Below are 22,882 nucleotides of genomic sequence, written 5' to 3' on the forward strand. Positions count from 1 at the left end.
CCGGCGCCGTGACCTGGGCCTCGCCGCTCGGGTCGTGACGCCGGCAGCATGAGCCGACGGCCGACGCCCAACAGGACCCGTACATCGCACAACGCAGGCTGCTGTTCGGCCTCGACGGCGGGAGCAGAGGGTCAGCGTCGCAGCAGGGCGCAGACGAAGTCCTCCTGGACGGCGCGGACCTTGGCCAGCAGCTCAGGCTTCATGCTCTTGCTGGTCTGGGTGTTGATCGAGAAGGTGAGGGACCGCTTGCCGTCCGCCGTGCCGACCGCGAGCTGGGTGTAGCCGGGGAAGTTGCCGGTGTGGCCGTAGACCGTGCCGCACCGGGTCGCGTAGCGGAAGATGGCCAGTCCGCCCGCGTTGACGCCGGGACCGGCGGGCTCCGAGGCGGCGCCGGGGATGAAGGTCCGCTGCTGGCGGCGAGTCTCCTGCGACAGGAAGCCGGGGCCCCCGGCCCAGGCGCGGAAGAAGGCGCTGAGGTCTTTCGGTGTCGAGACGATACCGCCGGAGGCCCAGACTCCCGACGCGCTGAGGACCTCGCTGATGTCCTCCGGCGGGGCGGGCGGCGTCACGTCGTAGCCGTGCAGGTACGGCCTGGGCAGCCGGTATCCCTGGGGAAGGCTGGTCTGCTCCAGGTCGAGGGGTCGGTACACGAGCCGTTCGAGCAGTTGCTCGTAGCGCTGTCCCGTGGCCGCCTCGGTCATCAGGGCGACGGCGATGTTGTCGGAGTTCGAGTACCCGTAGCGTGATCCCGGCGGGAACAGCAGGTCCTCGCCGGCGACGAAGTCGAGCAACCGGCGGGAGTCGAATTGGTGTCTGGGGTCCTCTTGCAGGATGTCGACGAACGCCTGCGCTGTCGAGAATTCGGGCAGCCCGCTGGTATGGCTGAGCAGCTGGCGGAGCGTCACCTGGTGCCATGCGGCGGGCAGTGACGGCAGGCGCTCGCCGATCGTGTCGCCGAGGTCCAGCTTGCCGCGGTCCACCAGGCGAAGGGCGACCGCTCCGCTGAAGGCCTTGGCGACGCTCGCGATCCGCATGTGATCGGTCGCACGGGGCGGGCGGCCGGTCCTGGTGTCGGCGACGCCCGCCCGGTAGACCGCCGTCCGGTCGCCCTGCCGCATCAGCGCGATCACTCCGGGCGGCCCTCCGTCCGTACGGACGAGGTCGTTCAGCAGCTTGCGCAAGGCCTTGTCCGGGGGTGGCGGCGTGCGCGTGGCCTGCGCGGGATGGACCAGGGCGGCGAGTGCCACGGACGCGGCGAGGGTGGCGACGCACAGGCGCAGACGTGCGCGCGAGCGGGAACGGTTGCCAGGGTCAGGGTGTGCCGGCACGGGGACTCCTTCACGGTGATGCCGGGTGGACGTGCACCCGGCCAAGGGGATCCGACCCAGCATCAGACGCACCGCCGGGACCTGCCCGCCCGATGCTCCATCCGGCTCAGACACCGCGCGTCCCGGCGTGAGCAGCCACTGGCGGGAGGGACGGCGGGACGGCCGTCGGGACGGGCGGCTCCCGCGTCGGAGCGTCGGAGAACCCGCGCCGAGGCTCTGCGTGGCGGTGGCCTGCGACCGTCGCCGAGCCGGGTCCGAGTCCGTGACGACGACCCGTGGCTTCGTTCGTTGCCAGTGCTTCTGGCTCAGATGGCTGCGCACCGACTTACAGGGCACGCCCTAACGCGTCGGCCCGCCCGCTCCTCACCTGCCCCGGCTCGGCCGCCGGCAGCGTCACCGACCGGTGCGGCTCAGCGGGTCCGGTAGCGCGCGTAGATCAGCCCGCTGTCGAAGGCACGCTCCTCGACCAAATCGAGATCGAGGCGCACGCCGTCGGGAAAGAACCGCTTGCCGCCGCCGACCACGCTCGTGGTGATGAACAGGTGGTACTCGTCCACCAGGCCGGCCGCGATCGCCTGGGCCGCGAGGTTCGGGCCGTCGACGGTGAGGTCGTGATCAGCCTCGGCCTTGAGCTTGCGCACCGCGTCCGGGTCGAAGGTCCGCTCGATCCTGGTCTTCGCGCTGGACACCGACTCAAGCGTGGTGGAGTACACGATCTTTTCCGCGGCCTGCCAGTCACGGGCGTACTGGAGGATGTGCGGCGGCTGGTCCGGCTCGGTGTGCGCGGTCTCCCAGTAGACCATCGTCTCGTACATCCGTCGGCCGTAGAGGTACGTGCCGACGTGGCGGAAGACGTCGCCGATGAAGGTATGCACCTCCTGGTCTTCGGCCCCGGTACCGAGGTCGCCCTCCGCCGCCTCGGCGTAGCCGTCGAGCGAGGTGATCATCGAGTAGATGAGCTTTGCCATGCGTCTCCTTCGGGTACGAGCGCGACGGTGCGCCAGCGGTCCTGCAGGCTGTGACCTCCGCACGACCCGGAACTCATCGATCGACTGGCCGGCCGGTTCCGCCAACCGTCAGATCCCGGACGAAGCGCACCTCGTCGGCAGCCTGCCCGCGCAGTTCCGCGTCCTGGCCACCCGCTACGCAAACGAGCGGCCTACTACCGGTCGGAGACCATCATCGCGGCCCATCGTGTGGTCCGCGCGTGGCGCCATGACACGACTTCCCGACCGCGTAAATCGAAGATCCACTGCCCCATCATCTCGCATGGCAATGACAGCCGATCAGCAACTACATGCTCTGCACGTTCATCCCTACCTACCTCTGCACATACGCGAGTAGGCCGGCACCAGCGTCTCCAGAAGATCCAATCCGCTTGTGTGATGGGATGTCCACCAGCGCTCGCAGAGGGCCGGGGGGCACGCCTCAGCAATGAACGAGGGAAGGGGGGAGGGGGGAGGGGGCCATGACGAGCGGGCACCAGACGCACGGGGCGGCCTCCGCCCGGCGGCCGTTGCAGACGCGCGCCCTTACCCGTGAGGCCGGGCGGGCACGGTGGCTCCTGGACGCCGGGGAGTGGCGCCCTGCCACAGCGGACTCCGACGCAGCAGCGCGCGTCCTGGCCCGCCTCGCGGCCCCGCTTCCGGCCCGACGGGCAGCGGCTACACGGACGCTGGACACGGACCGGGACCGGCGCCTCCAACGCATCCTGCGGACCACCCTCCACCACCTCGACGCAGGCGCCGTCAGCCCGCCCGCAGCCGCCCTCCTGGCCGCCGTCGCCCGCGCCTTCCTGCCTTGGCACGCAACCCCGAACCCACCGCCCGCAGCGGCGGCCCCGAGATACGGAACTCAGGCGGGGACGGCAGACGGCCTGGCCGTGCCACCGACGGAGGCGGGTGAGGCCCTGCTCCCCGATCTGATCGCACTGTTCGCCGTGCTGGCCTCGGCGAGCCCGCCCGGGACCGTCCCGCTCACACCCCCGGTCGAGCCTTGGCAGATCCGGTATGCGGGCCGCTTCCGTCGTTACGGCAGAGCCGCTTTCGGGGTGTGGACGGCCGAGACCGTCGGCTGCCCGGCGTGTGGAGGTAAGGCCGGCCCGTGGACGGTGACCTGCGACTGGCGCCTGATCTCGCTGGGCTGCCCGTGCGGGGTGGTGACCCACGAGCACGGCCTCGCCTTCTCCGAAGTCTGGCTTCTCCTACCAGACACGTGACCGGGCGTCGCGGCCGACCGCCCGTACTGCGACGCTCTGTTGGCCAACTCGAACGCTCACTGGCCAACTGAGGCGCTCAGTCACAAGACCTGAAACGGCGACCCGCGAAGTCCGGGGCTGGTACTCCAGCTGTAGATCGTGATCTTGCTAGTCGGGTATGCGGTGGAGATTCCCGGAGTGGCACGTGTCAGGACACCCGCCCTCGTCCGTCCCGCAGTCGCCCAGCGAACGCCCGCGCGACGGCCAAGTCCCCAACGTTCGGCCGCTGCTTATTGATGCCGCCGACGAGCTTGAAGGGCGTCCAGGTGTCGAATGCCCGGCACGAGAAGCTCCCGTCCACCTCAAAGCCCTTGCCTTCGAGGAGCCGGACCAGAGGGCGGGTGAAAGGCGCCAACGGCATTTCGGGGAGCCCGCTGGTGGCGAACACGAACGCCCGGCCCCGACCGGTGGGAAGTTCCTTGACGAAGTCGGTCAGGCGGGGGTGGAGCCTGCCGTAGAAGACACCCGAGCCGAATCCCACGAGGTCGGCGCCAGCCAGCTCCGCCAGGTCAGCCTGCTCGGGGGAGACGACCTTCGCGCCCAGCACCTGGGCCATGCTGTCGGCTACGCGACGTGTATTGCCGTGTGAAACGGAGGTGCACACGATGACGGCCTTCATCCTCACGATCCCTTCTCTCGCTTCCGTAATAGAGGACAACGCAGCAGCGTCAGATGTGACACCCCGTGAGTGTGATGACAGCCACACGCTATGGGCCCAGCGAAAGGCCCCGGCCGTCCACTAGCCCAGCAATCAGTGGTGATGCTGCTGTTCGGGGGCGGAGCGGGAACGGGCGTGGCTACCGTTGATCACCGTGAGTTGTGTGGACAAACGATGAGACGGTGCCCGCAGGTCACAGCAGAGATCCAGCCCGATGGCGTGTGGCGTTCGAGGTGGCCATGGGCCGGATCGCGGGCCGGATCGCTCGGTACGAACCTAGCCTGCGTGCTGGGCGATTGGTGCTGAGTCTGCTGTCGGACCTGCCGCGCAGGAACTGCTGGACGATCGCGGAGTGGGCCGGGGATGCCGGCCCACACGGCATGCAGCATCTGCTGTGCCGGGCCGCCTGGGACGCCGATGCCGTCCGCGACGACGTGCGCGAATACGTCGTCGAGCGCCTCCACGAGGAGGACGCGGTTTTGGTCGTCGACGAGACCGGCGACGTGAAGAAGGGCACCCACACCGTCGGGGTCCAGTGCCCAGCTGTCCTGTTGGCGGCACGAGGCGGAGTGGACGAAGGACGTCATGGTGGCCGAGACCTGGGCGCTCGTACGGGCCTTCGTCCACCACGCGGTCGCGGCCGCGCAGCCGGACGCCGTGGTGACGGCCCCGCGCGCGGCAACCGACACGACGTCGCGAGCGTGACAGCGAGGTCTGGTCCTGGGTGGTGCCCGTGATGGCGTAGTGTTGCGCTTACCGACGCGGGGTGGAGCAGCTCGGTAGCTCGCTGGGCTCATAACCCAGAGGTCGCAGGTTCAAATCCTGTCCCCGCTACTGAAGTGACATGAGGCCCGGATCCTGTGGATCCGGGCCTCATGCGCGCTGTCACCAGGGAGCGCCTTCATCAGCGACTGAGTGCTTCCTTCAGTTGGCGAGTTGAGCACAGCGGCGGGAGGGTGGCGTCCCGCTCGTCCACGGACGGCCGCCGGTCTGGCCACGGACGGCCGCCGGTCTGGCCACGGCGGCAGCTGATCAACGGCGTACGGTTCCGGGTCCATACCGGTGTTCCGTGGCGGGACGTGCCTGGCGAGTACGGACCGTGGGGCCGGATCTATGACCTGTTCCGCCGATGGCAGCGGGACGGCACCTGGCATCTCCTCCTCACTCGGCTCCAGTCCCTGGCCGACGCGAAAGGTGCGATCGCGTGGGACCTCGGCGGCGCCTCCACGGTGTGCCGTGCCCATCAGCACGCGGCTGAGGCCCGGAAGCAGGGTGACCTGCAGAAGGAACTGCCGGGCACTGTGTTCACCGAACCCGGTGAACACGGGCTGGGACGTTCGCGCGGCGGGTTCACCACCAATCTGCACCTGGCCGTCGAGCGGGGGCCAAAAGCCCATGTCGCTCGTGGTGACCGCTGGGCAGCGCGGGAACTCGCCGCGGTTCGAGTCGGTGCTGGGGAAGGTCCGCGCGCCCCGCATCGGGCCGGGCCGGCCCACGGGTCCGCCCTGATCGCGTGCGGGCTGACAAGGCCTACGCCTCCCGGAAGAACCGGGCCTACCTGCGCCGCCGCGGGATCCGCTGCACCATCCCCGACAGGGCCGACCATGCGCGTGACGCCTGCCAGAAGGGGGCTCTCGCGGCGGCCGACCTCCGCAATTCGACCCGGTCGACTACCGCGAGCGTCATGCGGTCGAATACGGGATCAACCGCCTCAAGAGGCACCCTGCCGTCGCCACCCGGTACGACGAACTCGCCGACCGCTTCGAAGCGTGCGTGCCGGTCGCAGCCATCAACGAACGGCTGTGACCGGTACGTGGCCACGTCTCAAGCCCACACCGCTTTGACCACGGCGTGGCCTGACGGAGCCGCCCGCCCGTAGAACCCTTGGAGGTCCCTGTGATGGTCAAGGAGTTCCTGCCTGGTCCGGCCGAGGGCAGTGAACCTGGCGCCGACAACGTTCCACAGCTCGTCGAAAGAGACAGTTGCAAGGAAATGCGCGGCCTGTGACACCCCAGGCGACTCCAGAAACATCAGCGGCGGATCGGAGGGGTCAACCGCCGCTACCTGCGACGACGCCAGATCAAGCACACCATTCCCGAACCGAGGAACCAGCGGGCCAACCGGCAACGAACGGGAGGCAGAGGCGGCCGACCCGCAGGCTTCGACAAAACGATCTACAAGCGAAGGAACGAAGTCGAGCGGACGATCAACGCGTTGACGAATTCCCGGGCCGTGGCGACGAGGTTCGACAAGCGCGGCTACATCTTCCACGGCACCGTCACGGTCGCCTCGATCCGACTTTGGCTCCGCCCGTGATCTACACCCGATCTCTAGTTGCCGGTCGTGCCGTCGAGCATCTCGCGCAGGATGTCCAGGTGGCCGTTGTGGCGGGCCGTCTCCTCGGTGAGGTGGAGGAGGATCCAGCGCAGGTCGACGTGGAGGCCGTTGCGGATGGCTCGCTGGGCCTGCTTGTCCAGGTCGTTCCCGGCGACCAGTTCGCGGTAGCGGGCGCTCTGTTCGGCGTATTCGTCGAGCAACTGCGTGAGCGGGAAGTCGACGGCGATACGCATCTCGCGGTCGGGGTCCTCATCGGTCCAGGGGCCCTGGTCTTCCTCGCCGAGGAAGACCACCTGGAACCAGTAGTACTCGACCCAGCGGAGGTGGTTGATCACTCCGCTCATGGTCATCAGCGGTGAGCCCGGCAGGAGCGCCTTGCGGGCGTTCTCCGCGGAGACACCGTCGCACTTGGCGCGGGCGGTCTCACGTGCGTAGTCGAGGAACGTGGTGAGCTGGGTGCGCTCGTCCCACGCGGGCGGCGTGTCATCGATTCTGGTCATCGCGCGAAGGATCCCCAACCACCGCGCCCGCTGTCGAGGCATTTATCGACGGACCCCACCTGCTCCACCCAGCGCCTTGTCCAGCGGGGCGCTACAGCGACGCAGCGCCGACAGGCCGCCCGGCATGATCCGCCGGACGGGCCCTAGTGTCCTGAGTCGGAGATTCGTCGGCAGTAGGCGGCGACTTTGTCGAGGATCTCGTCGGCGGTCTTCGTCCAGATGAACGGCCTGGGGTGTTCGTTCCAGTCAGCGAGCCAGCTGCGGATGTCGCGTTCCAGGGCTTGGACGGAGCGGTGGACGCCTCGCTTGAGCTTCTTCTGCGTGAGCTCGGCGAACCACCGCTCCACCAGGTTCAGCCAGGACGAACTCGTCGGTGTGAAGTGAAGATGGAAGCGCGGATGCGCCAGCAGCCACTTCTTGACTGCAGGCGTCTTGTGGGTGACGTAGTTGTCCAGGATCAGGTGGACATCGAGGTCGGCGGGGACTTCCTTGTCGAGCTTGGCCAGGAATTTCTTGAACTCGACGGCCCGGTGGCGCCGGTGCAGGGAGCCGATCACCTTGCCGGTGGCGACTTCCAGTGCGGCGAACAGGGTGGTGGTGCCGGCCCGGACGTAATCATGACTGCGGCGTTCGGGGGTGCCGGGAACCATCGGCAGCACGGGCTGGGACCGGTCGAGAGCCTGGATCTGGGACTTTTCGTCCACGCAGAGCACCAAGGCCTTCTCCGGTGGGTCGAGGTAGAGGCCGACGACGTCCCGGACCTTGTCGATGAACAGCGGGTCCGTAGACAGTTTGAACGTCTGCGACCGGTGCGGCGCGAGCGCGAAGGCCCGCCAGATCCGGGAGATGGCCGACTGCGACATGCCCGTGGCCGCCGCCATCGACCTTGTCGACCAGTGGGTGGCGTTCTTCGGCTTCTCCTCCAGCGTCTTGACGATGACCCGCTCGACGTCAGCGTCGGTGATCTTCCGCGGGACACCCGGCCTGGGCTCGTCGGACAGGCCGTCCAAACCGCGTTCGAGAAAGCGCCTCCGCCAGGTGCGGACCGTGTCCGGAGTGACCCGCAGCCGACGTGACACCTCCATGATCGAGTGCCCGTCGGCGCATTCCAGCACGATCCGCGACCGCTGGGCCAGCGCCTGAGCCGTCGTGCGGCGGCGCACCCAGCCCTCCAGCACAGCCCGCTGGGCATCGGTCACCGACAACGGCGGAATCTTCGGACCCGGACGACTCATACCGAACCAACGACGAATCTCCGACTCAGGTCACTAGTAGTGCTTCGTTAGGTTCTGCGTCTGGTTCTGTTGCGGGGCAGGGTGTGTCCGCAGGTGGTGCATGTTCCGGTCCAGCACCTCAGCAGGTCCTGAATCGCGTCCAGGATCTGGTAGAGGGTCAGGCCGGTGTGCGGGCTTTTGGGTGGAGCCGGTGGAGGGTGAGGAATGCCTGGGCGGCGGTGACGAGGGTGACGTGGTGGTGCCAACCGCGCCAGGTGCGCCCCTCGAAGTGGTCCAGGCCCAGGCCGTGTTTGAGTTCGCGGTAGTCGTGCTCGATCCGCCACCGCATCTTCGCCCACCGCACCATGTCCTCGATGGGCGTATCGGTCGGCAGGTTGGTGATCCAGTAACCGTTCGGCTCGGCCTGGCCGTCGGGCCGTTCGACCAGCACGGTCCGCACCGGCAGGACCCCGTCCCACTGGTAGCGACCGCCGCCGGCTTCCTGGGCGGCCCGCAGGGCCTGCTTGCCCGCCGGCCGCACCCGCAGCACCGTCAACCGCGAGGTCATCGGGCCCTTGCTGCCCTCTCGCCAGGTGACCTCGCTGAAGCCGACAGATTCCGCCGAGGCCAGGCGGGACAGCGAGCACGGTTCGGTGCGATAGCGCGGCAGCGTGGGCGGACCGAGCCCTCCACAGGGAGGCTGGAAGGGCTCGACGCCCTCCGGATGGGCGACTTCCTTGCCGGTCAGCGCCACCACATAGTGCAGTCCCCGTTCCTCCAGACCGAGCCGGAACGACGTGCTCGTCCCGTATCCGGCATCGGCCACGATCACCGGCGGGGCGAGTTTCCAGTCGGCGAGTGTGTCCAGCAGGTCCAGGGCCAGACGCCACTTCTCCCGGTGTCCCACGTCCTCGGGAACTCCGGCTGCCCGGCAGCGGGCAGCATCGTCGGTCCACTCGCGAGGCAGGTAGAGCTGCCAGTCGAGCGGACATGATGCGGTGTCGGTGGCCGCGTGCACACTGACCGCGACCTGGCAGTTCGCCCGCTTGCCCAGAGCGCCGCAGTACTGGCGGGCCACCCCCACCGACCGGGTGCCGCACTTGGGGAACGACACGTCGTCGATCACCCACACCTCGGGCGTGACTGCCTCGGTCAGACGCTGGGCGATCCGCTGCCGCACCGGCAGTGGATCCCACGGCGACTGGTTCACGAACTGCTGCAGGGCCTGCATGTTGCCGTCCGGCAGCCGCTCGGCCATCGGCTGGATCGACTTCCGACGCCCGTCCAGCATCAGACCCCGCAGATAACACCCGCCCCACCGCCGCTGATCCCGCCGCGGAAGCGAGGCGAACACATCGGCAACGAACTCCGATAACTCACCCCGGAGCCGTTCCACCTCCCCAAGCCTCATGACCGGAAGATGCCCACCACCAGGCGAGATCACCCGACGTAACGAAGCACTACTAGGCGCGGATCCGCTGCATGGCGGGTCGAACTGGGTGCAGCCGTTGACATTCCCGTCGGTGACGTGAACGCCAGGGGCCGGCCCTGTCCGTCGCAGGCGAGGCGCATCTTGCTGGTCAGCCGGCCTCGCGACCGGCCGAGTGCCTCGCCTTCCCAGGCCCCATTTCGGGCCCCGGCCGCGTGCTGATGCGTCCGCACCGTCGTCGAGTCGACACACACGATCGTCCAGTCGACCGCGCCGACCGCGTCGGTGTGCTGCTGGACGTGGGCGAGCAGCCGATCCCAAGTTCCGTCGGCCGATCAGTGACGGAACCGTTCGTGGACCGTCTTCCAGGGCCCGTACCGCTCGGGAAGGTCACGCCACGCGGCACCCACGCGGCACCCGTGAACAGCTTCCGCAAGATCCGTTCACCACCTGGCGGCGGTCCCGCACGGGTCTTCCCATCCGGCCCGGCACCAGCAACGGGGCGATCAACGCCCATGACTCATCTGTCAGTTCATGACGTCGCACCACGAACGGGCCGACGACCCACCCACTTTCCCGACACGACCGAGGACCTGTCCGACCAACCCTGCGGGTAATCCGAGCACCGGTCCGATCCGGCAGGTCGGGAACCCGGAGGCGCCGGGCCGGGAGATTCTTGGCGCGCTGGCCCTGGTAGACAGTGACCGGTGGGTATCCAGGAGCGCGAGCGCAAGATGTACCGGCCGCTGCGGCGGGCCGGCCTCGAGGTGATCCCGAACGCCGTGCCGGACGGCACGATGCCGTTCGTCTTCGGATACCGTCCCGACGACATCGTCGGCGGCTTCTCCCACCGGTACGAGACCCCACGGCTCGTCGAGCGTCTCAACGAGGACTGGTACGACCTGGCGGTCTCCTCGGGGCTTCTCGACCGGCGGCGCGAGTTCCTCGTCCAGCTTCCCCAGGGCACCCGCACGCACGGGGCCGCCTTGCAGGACATGCACTGGGGCCGGCGTACCGCACCGACGGCCTGGACCCGGGTCCGGCTCCTGGACCGCTGGGACATCATGGGCCGGGGCGCGGCATCGGCGTTCCTCGGCGTACACGCGGGCCACCCGGGCTTCGGCATGATGGCTCTCGACAGCAGTGTGTACGTCAGCGCCTCGACGGGCGAGAGAGGCGTCGATGTGATCATGGTGCGCCACCCGGACCGCTCGGGGAACATCCTGCAGTGGCTGGAATGGTTCGCACGGTGGGACAGTCCCTACTCCGACCGCGAGTTGCAGGAGCGGATCGCCGTCTGGCTCGCGGGCCGCGACGCACCGTGTGCTGTCAGCCGTTCAGACCGATGACGCCGCGGCGCCAGTGGCCGAGGCCGGCGAGGTTGTTGTTGTCCAGCTGATCATGTGACGTTCTGCCATTCGGCGACGGTCCTCGCGGCCGGTGGCGGGATCGCCGACGGGCGATCAACGGGATCCTGCACCGGGTGCGGACCGGGGTGCAGTGGTGTGACCTACCGGAACGCTTCGGCCCGTGGAAGACGGGCTGTCCAGGGAGCAGGTCACCCCGTTCAGTGCGGTGACGGTTGCGGGTCCAGGGCGTTGCCGACGGTGCAGCCACCCTCTCCGGGCATCCGCTGGATCCGGGGCGGCACCCACACCTCGGTGGCGCCGGGGCCCACGCGGGCAAGAAGGCAGTCCTGCGCGTCGAAGCCGTTGCCCGCTACCGACAGGAGAACGCCGACCCGGCCGCCGTTCGCCTTCACCTCGGTATGGATCGCCGGATGCAGGTCCAGGGCGGCGAGCCGACGGCGTACCTCGGCCTCGTCCGCCCGGCCGCCCTCCGGCACCCGGGGAAGATTCGCGCGGAGCTCCTCGTACGGCAGCCGCGGCGGTTCGGGTGGCGGGGCGAACGTCAGCGGAGGGCCGTCCGGGCAGTCCACGTGGCGGGGATGCTCACGCCACTCCGACCTGGGCGACACCCGCACCGCGAAACAGCGCCGCACGGCGACCTCCTCAAGGTCGAGCCATCCGTTGTACGCCGAGCCGGACGTGCGGACGACCACGTCGACGCCGTCCCCGCCGTGCGTCGAGATACCGTCACCGGCAGCACCTCCACCCCGTCGATGCCGGAGGCGGAGCGCCCGACCTCCTCGGCCGTGCGCGGACGCCGGCCGTAGAGCCGCTCCCCCGCCTTCCTGGCCACCTCCCGTGCGGCGTCCACCGCCTCGTCCTCGGAGGACTGCACCACCCCGCAGCCGACGGTGAACAGCAACAGCGGGGCGAGCAGCAGCAGTCGGCGCATGCGTCCACCCTTCCGGCGCCGCGCGCCGCGGGCGACCGCTCGCGTACTCAGACCGGCGTAGGTGATCGTGCTCACTGCCGGACGCTACTGACGTTGAGCTCCTGGCCTCGTAGGGGCCCGACCGGCACCGCCGGCAGTTCCACGATGTGTTTCCTCCGCCGCCTCCTGTGAAGGTGTTCGACGTGGCGACGTGTGGGTGGTGCCGTCTACGAGCGGTGCCAAGGAGCTGGAGCCGGCCCCCGCGCGCCGAGCGGTGCGCGGGGGTCGGGTGTGGCCTCGGCGTGCCCCGGCGTCGGTGTGAGCTAGAGCGGCGGGCGGGTCGGTTGGGTTTGCCAGAAGTCACACTGGTGGTCCGACGCGAACGACGAACTGGTACGCGTCGAAGCCGGGTTCAGGGTGAGCACCTTCCCGGAGCCCGTGGGGGGCCAGGCGGTCTGTCCCGGGACCGTCGGGGAGCCGAAGCGGGCGAAGGCGCCCCAGTAGCGCTTCATCCGCGTCGCCAGCGCCGCTTGGGCCGGGGCGAGCGGCCGGTCGCCCGCCGTGAAGTCGTGCAGGTAGGCAAGCTCGGCGCTGTGCGCGTTCGACATGTCGAGACCGGGAACCTGGGCACCTGCCAGTGTCGGGGAGTCGGGGTCGTCGAACTCGTAGACGTACGTCGGCACTTGCGAGGCGAAGAGCCGCCCCGACCACGCCGTGTGGCAGGCGAAGGAGGAGTCCGTCATCACCGCCGACAGGGCCAGGTACGGCGAGCCGTACGCCGAGACCGGATAGCGGGCGAGCACCTCCGGGCCCGCCGTACCGTACGTCGCCAGGATCTGCGCCGTGTACTCCGCCTCCGTCAGTCGCGGCTGTGACAGCGCCACGAAGAGCCGCGACTCGGAGCGGGTGCTCCCGATCAGCACCGGCACCTTGTTCCAGTCGCCGCTCCCGATCGCGGCGGCCGGATCCAGCGGCAGCAGTCCGTCACCCGAGGCCGGTCCCGAGGTCGGCAGCGTGCGCGCCGCCTCGACCAGTGCGGCGGCCGGGGCGGCGCGCAGGCACGCGGCCACCTCGGCCGGCTCGGCGCAGCCCGCCGCCTCGGCGAACGCCCGGGCCTGTGTCGCGGCCCGCGCGCTGTCGGGCGTACGGAGCAGTGTGCACGGACCGCTCTGGAGCACGACACGGTGGAACAGTCCGGCCGCGGAGGGCGCCGCGAGGAGGCCGCAGACCGAACCGCTGCCCGCCGACTGCCCCGAGACCGTCACGTTGGCGGGGTTCCCGCCGAACGCCGCGATGTTCTCCCGTGTCCAGCGCAGCGCCTGGATCTGGTCCAGCAGACCGAAGGAACCGGAGCGCCGGGCGTTCTCCCGTGCAAGTTCGGGAAGAGCGAGGTAACCGAGCTGCCCCAGCCGGTAGTTGATGCTGACGACGACGCTGTTCGTGAGGTCTGCCGTCGTCCGGCCGCCGAACTGGGTGCCGGTTCCCTGGCTGTACGCACCCCCGTGTATCCAAAGGATCACCGGCAGCCGGGCTCCCGCCCTCGCCCCCTTGGGGCGGTACACGTCCAGATAGAGGCAGTCCTCGCTGACGGCGGTCGGGTCCGCGAGGCCGAACGGCGAGAACTGCACACAGGCCGGCGCCTGGCGGTTCGCCTCCCGCACGCCGCCCCATCCACGCGGCTCGCGCGGCGCCCCCAGCCGGGCATCCCCGACCGGGGGCGCGGCGTAGGGAACGCCGAGGAACTCCTGTGCCCCGTCGTGGTTCTGGCCGCGCAGCGTGCCCTGCGCGACGGTGACCACGGGCCGCGCGGACGTACCCGTCGAGGCAGTCGCCGAGGCCGAGGCCGTGGCCGGGACCGTCGACGCCAGCAGTGCCACCAGTGTGAGGGCCGTACCCAGCACAGATCGATCTCTTGCCGGAGTGGGTCGTTTACCGGGCCGCTTCATCCGTCCTCCTGAGCTCGTTGGTGGGGATCGGTCAGGGAAGCAGACCGGTGAGCAGGGCTGCGGTGACGGCGTGGTCGGCGGCGCCGGTGTTCCAGTTGGCGCTGATCGGGCTGACGGCGATCCTGCCCGTGCCGACGGCCTCCAGGTCGCCACCCTTCGCCGCCGGGCGCAGGTCCACCGTCACGCCGACCTTCCAGGTGCCGTCGCCGGAGTCGGTGAAGTCCGGTTCGAGGACCGTCTGCGGGTCCTGGAAGGTGGTGGACACCCCGGCGGCGGTGCCCTTGCCGTCTGCTCCGACGACGGGGTGGTTGACGTTCAGACCGACGCCCTTGGGCAGCAGCGGCCCGGACTCGGCCCGCGTACGCAGCCGGTCGATGAGCTTGACGGCGAAGTCGAGCGTCGGACCCATCGCGTTGACGGTGGTGACCGGGTCGGGTGCCGAGAGGCCGCCCGTGCTCAGCGCGATGGCGGGTACGCCGGACTCCACCGCCGCGACGGCACCGCCGACCGTACCGGAGTGGGTGGCGAGACCGGCGACGTTCGGCCCGAAGTTGGTGCCGGACACCACCAGGTCGGGGGCGCGGCCCTCGAACACTTCGGAGAGACCGAAGGCGACCGAGTCGCCGGGGCTGCCGTCGACGGCCCACACCTTCGGTTCTGGGTGCTTCACCGTGATCGTGGGGGCGTTGGACATCTTCGTACCGGTGCCGCTCTGATTGGTGAGCGGGGCGACGATGGTGACGTCGTGTCCGGCGGCGGTCAGCCGCTTGAACGCCTTGCGGATACCGGGCGCGTTGTAGCCGTCGTCGTTGGTGAGCAGGATCCGCAGCGGCGTCGCGGGCCTCGCGGGCGCGACGGGCGCCGCAAGGGTCCGTGTGGTCTGCGGGGAGGCGACCGCGGGGGCCGTGCCCACGAGGGCGGCGGTGCACAGGATCAGCACGGCCGGCGGCAGAACTCGCTTGCGACTCACAGAAGGCTCCTGGGAAGTAGGGAAGGAGAGGGTGGGGTGGCGCGAGGGCGCGGTACGGGAGGGTGTGGTGCGTGAACCGGCGGGCACGTGGCCCTCGGCATGCGCCCGCCGGAGCAGGGGCCGGGCGCGTCGGCGCGCGATGCGGCCGACACGGCTCAGTGGGACCCGCTGGATCCGCTGGACCCGCCGGACGCGCTGGATCAGCCAGTCGCCAGGACCAGCACGGTCAGTTGGGTCAGCGGATCAGGTCGGTCAGGTGGATCAGGTGGTCAGCGCACGCTGCGGATCGGGAGGATGGCGAGCGCCCCGATCAGCGACAGGGCGCCGCCGGCCAGGAAGAGGGGGGTGTACCCGCCCAGCCCGGTGACGATGGCGGACGCGACGAACGGCGCGATGATCTGCGGTCCGGCGTTCGCGATGTTGAGGACGCCCATGTCACGCGCCGCGTCCTCCGCGCGGGGCAGGACCAGGGTGACGAGCGCGGTGTCGACGGCCATGAAGCAGCCGAAGGCGAGACCGTTGAGCGCGCTGAACACGAGCATGCCGGTCCAGGTCGGGCTGACGACGGGCACCACCATGACCAGTCCCGCGAGCGCGGCCGAGACACCGACGAACACCTTGCGGCGGTTCCACCGGTCGGACAGCAGGCCGCCGACGATGGTGGACAGCGCCACGGCGACCATCGACACCGGGGTGAGGATCGCCATCGCCGCGGGCGGATTCAGCCCGGCGGGAAGGGCGACGTGGTCGCCCAGGATGTACAGCTGGTAGCCGACGACGGAGAAGTACCCCAGCACCATCAGGGCGCGGCCGATGAAGGCCCAGCGGAAGTCGTGGTTGGCCAACGCGGAGAGGAACGCCGCGAGTTGAGATCCCTTCGGGGCCTTCTCGACGGGCTCGTCGCGGGGGGTGTCACGGCAGAAGACCGAGAGCAGCAGGGCGGCGACGGCGACGATCGCACCGAAGGCCAGGTATCCGGTACGCAGATGGGTCGCCGTCTGCGCGGCGAGGAGGACTCCGACGGTGCCGCCGATCGGCATGCCGAGACCCACCAGCGCGGACGCCGTGCCGCGGCGCGCGGCGGGGACGCGGTCGGGCACGATCGCGGTGACCGCCGCCTGGTAGGTGTTCATCGTCGCCTGGACCAGGCACCAGCCGATACCGACGAGCAGCGCGGTGGAGACGCTGCCGAGGAAGGCGAGGGCGATCAGCGCGCCGAGGGCACCACCGAGTATCCAGGGGTTGCGGCGGCCGCTGCGGTCGGAGAGCGCGCCGGCGATCGGGTTGAAGGCCGTCGCGAAGATGGCGCTGATGCCGCCGATCAGGCCCAGGACGGCGACCTTGTCGTCGGGGGCGATCGCGGCGACCTGGGTGGGCAGGAGGACGGAGCCGACGCCCAGGTAGACCGCCATCATGGCGGAGTTGGCGACCAGCAGCAGGAGCATGAGCCCGCGCTGGCGCGGAGCTTCCGGTTCCGAGGTGGCGGCGGCGGTCGTGGTGGCGGCGGTGATGTCGGCGCCTGCCGGGGGCGGTTCGATCGGATCGGTGAGCTCGTTCGTGGCCATGACGACTCCTGGGAGGACGGAGCGGGGAGGTGGACGGGCGCGGAACCGGGGGGGTCGGACCGGTGCCGGTGGGCGTGCGGGCGGTACGTGGTCGTGCGGTACGCGGATGAGGGGTACGCCACGTGAGCGGTCGCGGGGGGCGGCGGTGTCACCGGAGGACCGCCGCGGACGGTTACGGGCCGGAACGTGTTGTTACACGTGTTACCAGCAGCGCTTGGACACTGTGTAGCACCCATCCCCGCGTCGGGCTAGGCCTTGCGCAAGGTCGTTGCACAGATCGTGACCGATCGGAGAATCGCACGTGGGGCACGTGTAACCGGCTCGTTGGCGGTGCCGACCAGGGCGATCGCGCCTCGAGACCATCTCGCTCTTGTGGCGGCGGTCACACATCCGCAATACTCCGTGCCGCACCGCGACGACCCCACGGCTCCGCTGCGCCAACCCGGCCGCGCCAGCCGTACGACCGTCCAGCCGTACGATCGTCCGGCCCATGGCCTCGCGACCGCCGCGCCTCCCCCGCCGGCGCACCCCTCGCTTCCACGCTTTCGCACACCCCGCCTGAGCGCGCACCTTCCGAACGCCGCCGGATTCCGGACACCCCTTCCGAACGTCCCGTTCGACAGACACCCCGCCCCGCCTTCGGGTGCACCGAGCGCGCCCCTCCGCGCAGCACCCCTCCGCGCACCCCCGCACCTCCCCTCCGCACACCCCCGCGCCCGCTCGTCCGCGTGCCCCACCGCCCGGGGTGAAAGACCGCGAAAGGCCCGCCATGCAGAGCCCACCCGACTCACCCGACGCCGTCGCACCCCCGCTCCCCGCGCACCCTCTTCGCGGCCCGCACCACCACCTCCCGACACCTCCCCCGCGCCACGCCCTCGCCGTCGGCATCGCGCTCCTCGTCGCGTCACTGCTGATCGGACTGCTGCTCCGGGTCACCGACCGCCCGTTCTTCCAGGCGCTCGACGACAGCTGGGCGGCTTCGACGGACGGCTCCCTCACCGACGCGGCCACGGATCTCGCCACCGTCCTCGACCGGCTCGGCGGGCCGCTCGGCACGATCATGCCTCTGGCCCTGAGCGGCTGCCTCTGCGTCTACGGCCGCTGGCGCTCGGCCCTGTTCGCGTTCACGACCGCGGTCCTCGCCGGCACGATCGTGGTCCTGCCCCTCAAGACCCTCGCGGACCGCCCCCGACCGCCCCACCCCTGGGTCCTCGTCAACGACGGCTCGTACCCCTCGGGCCAGGCCTTCAGCGCCGTGACCCTGATGATCGTGGTCGCGGTGGTGGTGTTCCCGCCACGTGCGCGGCGCTGGTGGTGGCCGTTCGGCGCCTCGTACGTCGTCACCATGATGTGGAGCCGCACCTGGTTGCACGCCCAGTGGCTCAGCGACACCTTCGCCGGCGCGCTGGCCGGCGCCGGTGCCTGCCTGGTCCTTTGGCGGGTGTTCGCACCCCTGCTGAAGACCGAGGCCGAGCGGACGGCGACCAACACCCTCTGGCTGTGACGAGCCGAGGATCGCAATATCGCGCAACATTGACGGTCGACCATTTTACGCAATACCCTCGATCGGGTCGGCGCGTGTTCGGCGCCCGATCCCGGAAGGATTGGCTCATGGCACTCACGACAGGCCCGGATCACACGCTGGTCGATCTCCCCGCGGGGCGCCTGCGAGGCGCGGTCGAAGGCGGGGTCGCCGTGTTCCGCGCCGTGCCCTACGCCGCTCCCCCGGTCGGCGACCTGCGCTGGCGCCCCGCCCGCCCGCACCCCGGCTGGAGCGGCACCCGGGACGCGACCACCGACGGCCCCAGCGCACCGCAGCTGTACATGGAAGGCGGGGATCCGGTCCTCGGCGGCCATGGATCGCCGCCCTTCGACGAGGACTGCCTGACCCTCAGCGTCTGGACCCCGGCGGCCGACGAGGCCCGCCGCCCGGTGCTCGTCTGGATCCACGGGGGCGGCTTCGTCTCGGGCTCCGGATCGCTGCCTTACTACTCCGGCGAGACCTTCGCCCGGGACGGCGACCTGGTGGTGGTGGGCGTCAACTACCGTATCGGACCGCTGGGTTACCTCTACACCGGACCCGAGGAGGGCAACCCCGACGGCGCCGGCAACCCCTGGCTCAGCGACCAGCTGGCCGCCCTCCGCTGGATCGCCGCGAACATCGCCTCCTTCGGCGGCGACCCGGAGAACATCACCGTCGCCGGGCAGTCGGGTGGCGCCCTGTCCACGGCCGCCCTCGCCGGACTCCCCGAGGCCCAGGGGCTGATCAAGCGCGTGATCCTGCAGAGCCCGCCGTTCGGCCTCGACCTCCCCGGCCCGGACACGTACCTGGAGCGGACCGCCGCCTTCATGGAACTGGCCGGCGTCAAGACCGTCACGGAACTGCGCGAGGTTCCGTGGCCCGCACTGATGGGTGCGACCGGCGGGCTGTTCGCCCGGACGACGCGCTGGGGCTACTGGCCGACCCCGTTCCTGCCCGTCGTCGACGGGGTCACCCTGACGCGCCACCCGGTGGAGGCCCTGTTGCACGCGGCCGCGACCGGCATCGACGTGCTGATCGGCTGGACCCGCGAGGAGGCCAACTTCGGCTTCGCCCTCGACCCCGGGTACGCCGCCGCCGGCCGGGAGCAGGTGACCGCCCGCATCGCCGAGACCTTCGGGGCCGAAGCCGCGCCCGGGGTGTACGCGGCGTACGAACGTTCCCGGCCCGGCGCGCGCCCCGCCGACGTCCTGATGGACCTGATCACGGACGAACTCTTCCGCGTCCCGGCACTGCGACTCGCCGAGGCAAGGGCGGAGTCGGGCAGGCCCGTGTGGGCCTACCAGTTCGACCTCCCCACGCCCGCGCACGAGGGCCGACTCGGCGCCGCCCACTGCCTCGAACTCCCCTTCACCTTCGCCAACTTCGACCAATGGTCGGCGCCGTTCCTGGCCGGTCTCGACCCCACGGTCCGCGACGGCCTGGCGGACACCATGCACCGGGCGTGGATCGCCTTCGCCCGCACCGGCGACCCCAACCACCCGCGGATGCCGAGGTGGGACCCGTACGGCCCGGACACGCGCACCACGATGCGCTTCGACTCGGTCGTGACCGCCCTCGGGGACCTCGCCGGTGACTCGCGTCGCCTGCACGGGACGGTTGCGTCGACCCTCCCGGCGTCAGGCGAACACCCGCGTCACAGCTGAGGGAACGACGGAACAGCGGTGGGCCCCGCACTCTCGTGCGCGGCCCACCGCTCTCGTGATCTAACTCGTGTAACCTCGGAGGGGAAGAACCACACGACCGCAGGCAGATTTCAGCGCAGGGAGCGTCGAGGGACGTCATGGCCGAAGAAACCCCCGTCCCCGCCTCGATCACGAGCGCCGATGTGGCACGCCTCGCCGGGGTGTCCCGCGCCACCGTCTCCTTCGTCCTCAACAACACGCCGGGCCACCGGGTCAGCGAGACCACCCGTAACCGCGTCCTCGACGCGGCCGACCGGCTCGGATACGTCCCGCACGCCGCGGCGCGGTCCCTGCGCGCCGGACGCAGCAACCTCGTCCTGATGCCCGCGTCGATCTCCGCGATCGGCCGGCTCGTCAGCGACTGGGTCGACGAGCTGCACAGCGAACTCGACCGCCGCGGCTACACGGCCGTCCTCCACGCGGGCCGCTTCACCGACCCCGTCGACGCCGCCAGGGCCTGGGCGGAACTGCGTCCGGCCGCGGTCGTCGCCCTCGACGGCGACCGCCTCACCCCGCAGGCCACCGAGGTGCTGCGCCGCGCCGGGGTGCGTGGAGTGCTCGCCTTCGCGTCCCGCCCCGTGCCCGGTGCCCACACCATCGGCTTCGACCACGGCCTCATCGGGGCCACGGCCGCCGAGCACCTGATCTCCCGCGGGCGGAGCCGGATCGGCGTCGTCATGCCCCAGGAGCGCGGCCTCGACGCCTTCGCCCGGCCGCGCCTCGCAGGGGCCGAATCCGTCGCCGCCCGACACATGGCCACCGTCACCCCGGTGGAGCTCGCCTACACCCGCGAGTCGGCGGCCGCGCTCGCCCGGCGCTGGACGGACCTGGACCTGGACTCCGTCTTCGCCTACAACGACGAGTACGCCGCGCTGCTGCTGCACGCGCTCCAGGCCGAAGGCATCGCCGTACCGGACGAGGTGGCGATCATCGGCTCCGACGACCTCGTCCTCTCCGCGTTCCAGCAGCCGGCACTCAGCACGATCCGCCTGGACCTGGCCTCACCGGCGCACATCGCGGACGCCCTGCACGAACTGATCGAGACCGGTTCGACCGCGCCACTCCCCGCCATAGAGGCCGTACTCGTCCACCGCCAGACGTCCTGAGCCCGCGTGGCGGGCGCCACGCGAGGCGGCTCCCGGTCCGTGCGTTCCACGGACCGGAAGCCGCCTCGTTCCGTCATGGAATCGCGGGCGCGGCCTCCGGGGTGACGGGCGCGGCGGCCCCCCGGCCGCCGCGGTCCGATTCCCGGCCACCGCGGTCGGATTCCCGGGCCAGCGCGGGGGCACAGAGCCACCACGCCAGCAGGCCCGCGCCCGCACCGGCGGCCGCTCCGGCCGCCGTGTCGGTGAGCCAGTGCGCGTGGAGCCAGGTACGGCTCCACATCATGGCCAGCGTGAACACCGTGCCTCCGAGCCACCATGCCCGCCTGCGCGCGGCGGGGACCAGCAGGACGCCGACGAGTACGACGAGCAGCGCAGCGCCCGCCACATGGCCGGACGGGAACGAGCCGTGGTCGACCCGGACCAGGGGGTTCGCCGGACGCGGCCGGTCCACCAGGCGCTTGAGGCCCTGGACGACGAGCAGGTTGCCGGCGAAGTAGACACCCAGCAGAAAGCCGGCCGAGGTCCACCGTCTGCGCAGGAGCAGGAAGAAGAGCAGGGCGAGCGGTACGACGACACCCAGCGGGCCGCCGAACCAGTTCAGGACCGCGGCCGGTATCCAGTACAGCCCGTCGTGCGGGCCGCCCATCCAGGCCAGCCACTGGTCGTCGAGGCCCTGGAACGGCGGGTTCGCCGGGTCGGGACGGATGGCGAGGGCCGGCAGCGCGGAGACGCCGAGCAGCAGGAGCGCCGCCACGAGGACACCGGGACGGCGCGCGGACGCCACCGCCTCGGTCGGTCTCTCTGCGGCGGGGGACGGGGTGACCGGATTCCTGGACATGAGTGCCTCTCGCGACCACGGGGATGGTACCCGCGGCTCTTGGGTGCTCGACGTTCCCGCGGGGCCCGGCGTGGACCGGACCCCGCGGCAGAGCGGGACGTGTGACGGAAGGTGAGATGGGGCGGGGCGGGGCGGGGCGGGACTGGAAACGCGCGTGAGCCTCAGGCCGCGACGTCCAGACGCGTGAGCCTCAGCTCGCGTCCAGATGCCGGGCCAGGAACGCGACGCTCTCCGAGACGATCTCCGGGATGTCCGGGGAGCCCAGGAAGATGTGGTCGGCGCCTTCGACCGGCCGCAGCGTCACCTCGCCACCCGCCCCCGTCAGGGCCTCGGCGAGCGCCTCGCTCTGGCTGAACGGGACCAGGCCGTCCCGCGTGCCGTGGACCAGCAGGAACGGCGGCGGGGTGGAGCCCTTCGCGTACGTCACCGGGCTCGCCGCCCGGGCCAGTGCCGGGCGCTCCGCCTCGGCGCCGCCGAGCAGGGCGTCGTACGGGTCGGGGAACTCGGCGCCCGCGGGCATCCCCGGCAGGGGGTGACCGGCCAGCGCGACAAGGTCGGAGACCCCGTACCAGTCGACGACGGCCCGGACACCGGTCTCCCCGGTGCCCACCCCGTGCGCACCCTCCAGCGCCTCGGCGTCCTCGCTGCCCGGGCCGACGAGGCCGGCCAGGGCCGCCAGGTGGCCGCCCGCCGACTCGCCCCAGACGGCCAGCCGGTCCGGGTCGATGCCGAGGACGTCGGCGAACCGGCGGACGTAACGGATGGCGGCCTTCACGTCGTGCAGCTGGGCCGGGAAGGGGGCTTCGAGGCTGTGCCGGTAGTCGATGGAGACGAGCGCGAGCCCGGCGGCCAGGACCGATCCGTGGAGCAGGGCCGCGGGCACGGTCGGCGGCGGGTAGCGACGGTCGCCGTCCAGCCAGCCGCCGCCGTGGATCCAGACGACCGCCGGGAACGGTCCTTCTCCGGAGGGGACTTGGACGTCGAGGAGCCGGGGGCGGTAGCCGGGCGTCGTGGCGTACGTGACCCCCTCGAAGCGGCGCACCCCGTGCTCGTCCGTCACGGGCGCCACCGGGGGCTGGTAGGGCGGGGGCGGCCAGGTCATGTCGGCCAGGTCGAGCTCGGCCGGGTGGGATTGCGTCATTGCGGCCCTTCTGCCGGCCCCGGGTTCGTAGCGTTTTGTCCGAAATGCTTGCGCGCGACGCCCGGGGAGACGTAACGTGTTACACGTG

At 70.8% G+C, this 22,882-nt stretch carries 18 protein-coding genes, 1 tRNA gene and 4 pseudogenes; 10 read left to right on the forward strand and 13 right to left on the reverse strand.

All coding sequences use genetic code 11. The features are described 5' to 3' along the window. Positions 1 to 131 precede the first annotated feature (131 nt). Both Q5762_RS11180 and Q5762_RS11185 read right to left on the reverse strand, forming a co-directional pair. Complete coding sequence (locus Q5762_RS11180; protein WP_315891864.1) at positions 132 to 1,328, reverse strand: serine hydrolase domain-containing protein; 1,197 nt, start codon at positions 1,326 to 1,328, stop codon at positions 132 to 134. Positions 1,329 to 1,738: 410 nt separating this feature from the next. Further along, positions 1,739 to 2,296, reverse strand: coding sequence for a dihydrofolate reductase family protein (locus Q5762_RS11185; RefSeq protein ID WP_315891865.1), 558 nt, complete (start codon positions 2,294 to 2,296; stop codon positions 1,739 to 1,741). A 500-nt stretch (positions 2,297 to 2,796) separates the two neighbouring features. Here Q5762_RS11185 and Q5762_RS11190 point away from each other — a divergent pair, with 500 nt between their 5' ends. Next, positions 2,797 to 3,546 (forward strand): hypothetical protein, encoded by a 750-nt coding sequence (locus tag Q5762_RS11190; RefSeq protein WP_315891866.1) that lies wholly within the window; start codon positions 2,797 to 2,799, stop codon positions 3,544 to 3,546. A 187-nt stretch (positions 3,547 to 3,733) separates the two neighbouring features. Here the strand turns inward: Q5762_RS11190 and Q5762_RS11195 are convergent, their stop codons facing one another. Beyond that, the gene (locus Q5762_RS11195; RefSeq protein ID WP_315891867.1) at positions 3,734 to 4,204 is read right to left on the reverse strand and encodes a flavodoxin family protein; all 471 of its coding nucleotides are present in this window, start codon (positions 4,202 to 4,204) and stop codon (positions 3,734 to 3,736) included. A gap of 278 nt (positions 4,205 to 4,482) precedes the next feature. Here Q5762_RS11195 and Q5762_RS11200 point away from each other — a divergent pair. The 4 genes and pseudogenes from Q5762_RS11200 to Q5762_RS11215 all read left to right on the forward strand — a co-directional run. After that, positions 4,483 to 4,779 (forward strand): annotated as a pseudogene (locus tag Q5762_RS11200) (transposase); the annotation flags it as partial. A 224-nt stretch (positions 4,780 to 5,003) separates the two neighbouring features. Further along, positions 5,004 to 5,077: transfer RNA gene (locus Q5762_RS11205), tRNA-Met, on the forward strand. A 41-nt stretch (positions 5,078 to 5,118) separates the two neighbouring features. Then, positions 5,119 to 6,087 carry a transposase gene (locus Q5762_RS11210; RefSeq protein ID WP_315891868.1) on the forward strand — a complete coding sequence of 323 codons (969 nt, stop codon included), beginning with the start codon at positions 5,119 to 5,121 and terminating at the stop codon, positions 6,085 to 6,087. A 208-nt stretch (positions 6,088 to 6,295) separates the two neighbouring features. Next, positions 6,296 to 6,559, forward strand: a pseudogene (locus Q5762_RS11215) (IS5/IS1182 family transposase); the annotation flags it as partial. A gap of 14 nt (positions 6,560 to 6,573) precedes the next feature. On the opposite strand, the gene Q5762_RS11220 reads toward Q5762_RS11215, so the two are convergent. The 4 genes and pseudogenes from Q5762_RS11220 to Q5762_RS11235 all read right to left on the reverse strand — a co-directional run. Then, positions 6,574 to 7,080 carry a DinB family protein gene (locus tag Q5762_RS11220; RefSeq protein ID WP_315891869.1) on the reverse strand — a complete coding sequence of 169 codons (507 nt, stop codon included), beginning with the start codon at positions 7,078 to 7,080 and terminating at the stop codon, positions 6,574 to 6,576. Positions 7,081 to 7,223: 143 nt separating this feature from the next. Then, positions 7,224 to 8,315 (reverse strand): IS630 family transposase, encoded by a 1,092-nt coding sequence (locus tag Q5762_RS11225; protein ID WP_315891870.1) that lies wholly within the window; start codon positions 8,313 to 8,315, stop codon positions 7,224 to 7,226. Positions 8,316 to 8,472: 157 nt separating this feature from the next. Continuing rightward, positions 8,473 to 9,705 carry an IS701 family transposase gene (locus tag Q5762_RS11230; protein WP_315892061.1) on the reverse strand — a complete coding sequence of 411 codons (1,233 nt, stop codon included), beginning with the start codon at positions 9,703 to 9,705 and terminating at the stop codon, positions 8,473 to 8,475. A 78-nt stretch (positions 9,706 to 9,783) separates the two neighbouring features. Then, positions 9,784 to 10,272, reverse strand: a pseudogene (locus Q5762_RS11235) (IS5 family transposase); the annotation flags it as partial. A 158-nt stretch (positions 10,273 to 10,430) separates the two neighbouring features. Here Q5762_RS11235 and Q5762_RS11240 point away from each other — a divergent pair. Beyond that, a complete protein-coding gene (locus tag Q5762_RS11240; RefSeq protein ID WP_315891871.1) occupies positions 10,431 to 11,072 on the forward strand; it encodes a hypothetical protein in 642 nt (213 codons plus the stop codon). 65 nt (positions 11,073 to 11,137) lie between these two features. After that, a pseudogene (locus Q5762_RS11245) lies at positions 11,138 to 11,263 on the forward strand (transposase); the annotation flags it as partial. 27 nt (positions 11,264 to 11,290) lie between these two features. Here Q5762_RS11245 and Q5762_RS11250 read toward each other — a convergent pair. The 4 genes from Q5762_RS11250 to Q5762_RS11265 form a co-directional block, all read right to left on the reverse strand. Continuing rightward, positions 11,291 to 11,785, reverse strand: coding sequence for a translation initiation factor IF-2 (locus Q5762_RS11250; RefSeq protein ID WP_315891872.1), 495 nt, complete (start codon positions 11,783 to 11,785; stop codon positions 11,291 to 11,293). A gap of 541 nt (positions 11,786 to 12,326) precedes the next feature. Next, entirely contained in the window at positions 12,327 to 13,904 is a 1,578-nt protein-coding gene (locus Q5762_RS11255) for a carboxylesterase family protein (protein ID WP_315891873.1), read from the reverse strand. 76 nt (positions 13,905 to 13,980) lie between these two features. Continuing rightward, positions 13,981 to 14,919 carry a 5'/3'-nucleotidase SurE gene (gene surE, locus Q5762_RS11260; RefSeq protein WP_315891874.1) on the reverse strand — a complete coding sequence of 313 codons (939 nt, stop codon included), beginning with the start codon at positions 14,917 to 14,919 and terminating at the stop codon, positions 13,981 to 13,983. A 269-nt stretch (positions 14,920 to 15,188) separates the two neighbouring features. Continuing rightward, positions 15,189 to 16,484 (reverse strand): MFS transporter, encoded by a 1,296-nt coding sequence (locus Q5762_RS11265; protein WP_315891875.1) that lies wholly within the window; start codon positions 16,482 to 16,484, stop codon positions 15,189 to 15,191. Between the two features lie 769 nt (positions 16,485 to 17,253). On the opposite strand from Q5762_RS11265, the gene Q5762_RS11270 reads away from it, so the two are divergent. The 3 genes from Q5762_RS11270 (at position 17,254) to Q5762_RS11280 (ending at position 20,815) form a co-directional block, all read left to right on the forward strand. Continuing rightward, positions 17,254 to 17,988, forward strand: a complete 735-nt coding sequence (locus Q5762_RS11270; protein WP_315891876.1) for a phosphatase PAP2 family protein — start codon at positions 17,254 to 17,256, stop codon at positions 17,986 to 17,988. A 107-nt stretch (positions 17,989 to 18,095) separates the two neighbouring features. Further along, positions 18,096 to 19,670 carry a carboxylesterase family protein gene (locus tag Q5762_RS11275; protein ID WP_315891877.1) on the forward strand — a complete coding sequence of 525 codons (1,575 nt, stop codon included), beginning with the start codon at positions 18,096 to 18,098 and terminating at the stop codon, positions 19,668 to 19,670. Positions 19,671 to 19,807: 137 nt separating this feature from the next. Then, positions 19,808 to 20,815, forward strand: coding sequence for a LacI family DNA-binding transcriptional regulator (locus tag Q5762_RS11280; RefSeq protein ID WP_315891878.1), 1,008 nt, complete (start codon positions 19,808 to 19,810; stop codon positions 20,813 to 20,815). A 73-nt stretch (positions 20,816 to 20,888) separates the two neighbouring features. On the opposite strand, the gene Q5762_RS11285 is transcribed toward Q5762_RS11280, so the two are convergent. Both Q5762_RS11285 and Q5762_RS11290 read right to left on the reverse strand, forming a co-directional pair. Continuing rightward, positions 20,889 to 21,653, reverse strand: a complete 765-nt coding sequence (locus tag Q5762_RS11285; protein WP_315891879.1) for a phosphatase PAP2 family protein — start codon at positions 21,651 to 21,653, stop codon at positions 20,889 to 20,891. Between the two features lie 190 nt (positions 21,654 to 21,843). Then, positions 21,844 to 22,794 (reverse strand): alpha/beta hydrolase, encoded by a 951-nt coding sequence (locus Q5762_RS11290; RefSeq protein ID WP_315891880.1) that lies wholly within the window; start codon positions 22,792 to 22,794, stop codon positions 21,844 to 21,846. Between the last annotated feature and the right edge of the window lie 88 nt (positions 22,795 to 22,882).

This window comes from Streptomyces sp. P9(2023), assembly GCF_032436795.1.
Lineage (GTDB): Bacteria > Actinomycetota > Actinomycetes > Streptomycetales > Streptomycetaceae > Streptomyces.

Coding starts and splice junctions, on each gene's coding strand:
- Q5762_RS11185 (WP_315891865.1), bottom strand. CDS start 2,296: ATGGCAAAGCTCATCTACTCGATGATCACCTCGCTCGACGGCTACGCC.
- Q5762_RS11190 (WP_315891866.1), top strand. CDS start 2,797: ATGACGAGCGGGCACCAGACGCACGGGGCGGCCTCCGCCCGGCGGCCG.
- Q5762_RS11195 (WP_315891867.1), bottom strand. CDS start 4,204: ATGAAGGCCGTCATCGTGTGCACCTCCGTTTCACACGGCAATACACGT.
- Q5762_RS11210 (WP_315891868.1), top strand. CDS start 5,119: ATGCGCGCTGTCACCAGGGAGCGCCTTCATCAGCGACTGAGTGCTTCC.
- Q5762_RS11220 (WP_315891869.1), bottom strand. CDS start 7,080: ATGACCAGAATCGATGACACGCCGCCCGCGTGGGACGAGCGCACCCAG.
- Q5762_RS11225 (WP_315891870.1), bottom strand. CDS start 8,315: ATGAGTCGTCCGGGTCCGAAGATTCCGCCGTTGTCGGTGACCGATGCC.
- Q5762_RS11230 (WP_315892061.1), bottom strand. CDS start 9,705: ATGAGGCTTGGGGAGGTGGAACGGCTCCGGGGTGAGTTATCGGAGTTC.
- Q5762_RS11265 (WP_315891875.1), bottom strand. CDS start 16,484: ATGGCCACGAACGAGCTCACCGATCCGATCGAACCGCCCCCGGCAGGC.
- Q5762_RS11270 (WP_315891876.1), top strand. CDS start 17,254: ATGCAGAGCCCACCCGACTCACCCGACGCCGTCGCACCCCCGCTCCCC.
- Q5762_RS11275 (WP_315891877.1), top strand. CDS start 18,096: ATGGCACTCACGACAGGCCCGGATCACACGCTGGTCGATCTCCCCGCG.
- Q5762_RS11280 (WP_315891878.1), top strand. CDS start 19,808: ATGGCCGAAGAAACCCCCGTCCCCGCCTCGATCACGAGCGCCGATGTG.
- Q5762_RS11285 (WP_315891879.1), bottom strand. CDS start 21,653: ATGTCCAGGAATCCGGTCACCCCGTCCCCCGCCGCAGAGAGACCGACC.
- Q5762_RS11290 (WP_315891880.1), bottom strand. CDS start 22,794: ATGACGCAATCCCACCCGGCCGAGCTCGACCTGGCCGACATGACCTGG.